The sequence below is a fragment of the Campylobacter majalis genome (assembly GCF_905120465.1).
In the GTDB taxonomy this organism is placed as follows: Bacteria; Campylobacterota; Campylobacteria; order Campylobacterales; family Campylobacteraceae; genus Campylobacter_A; species Campylobacter_A majalis.
In genome coordinates this window covers 1-873 of record NZ_CAJHOF010000049.1, presented here as the reverse complement: position 1 = coordinate 873, position 873 = coordinate 1, and the positions used below count along the sequence as shown (strand labels likewise).

Genomic DNA, 873 nt, shown 5'->3' with positions numbered 1-873 from the left:
TCTACCCTCTTTACTAAACAACCTCATATCCACACTAGCATCTATGTTTGATGATATGTTTGTAGAGTATAGGTCTTTGTTTGTTTTTGCTGTATCTCTGTTTAGTCTATCTGTATCATCTGAACTATCTTTATCTTTTATGTTTAGATTGCCTTGCCCTATAGTAGCTAGTGTTTTTGAGTGGTTATAGTTTAAATTTCTGCTATTTGAGTAAGTGGCTGATGTGATTTTGTTGTTTAGATCTTTTGGTTGGTTGTCTTTGTTGGTTGCTATATCTGTTGGATTGGTTGTTTTATCTTGATTGTCTTTGTTGTTTGTTGTGTTGTCTTGTTTTTTTGTTTGATTGTCTTTAAAGGCATAGTTAAGTCCTATACTTAAAGATGAACCTTTTGTATAGCTTGTATTTGATAGGTTCTCATAGGTTAGGGTATTTGTAGTTAGGTTTAGGTTTTTGTTGTCTATGAAGTTACCATTCTCATCAAAGCTTCCAGCTGCTATCATTGAGCCTTTTAAATGAGTGTTGTTTTTAGTGTTGATGTTTAGGTTGTTTGCTGTTATGCTTGATAGTATTGTTTGTTTGGTTATGGTGTTTTGTTTGTCTTGGGTAAAATTTGAGTTAATACTTGATAGCTTTGCATTCTCATAGCTTACTAGGTTGTTTGATATGGCTTTTGGGTTTGGATTTGTGCTTTGTGTTTTTTCTCCACTAAATCCCATACCAGCTGCTATACTTGTTGATTTAGAGTTTGATGTGTAGCTATCCCTTTGGCTTTGTAAGATTAGATTATTGCCTACATTGATATTTGCTATATTATTGGCTCTTAGATTAGCTCCTTTTATGGTTGTGTTGTTTGTGGTGTTGATGTTTAGGTT

1 protein-coding gene is annotated in these 873 nt (G+C 33.3%); it reads right to left on the bottom strand.

Annotation, left to right across the window (positions count from 1 at the left end):
• Positions 1–873: hemagglutinin repeat-containing protein (locus LQU93_RS09870; protein WP_229933716.1), on the bottom strand; the 873-nt coding region annotated here is incomplete at both ends.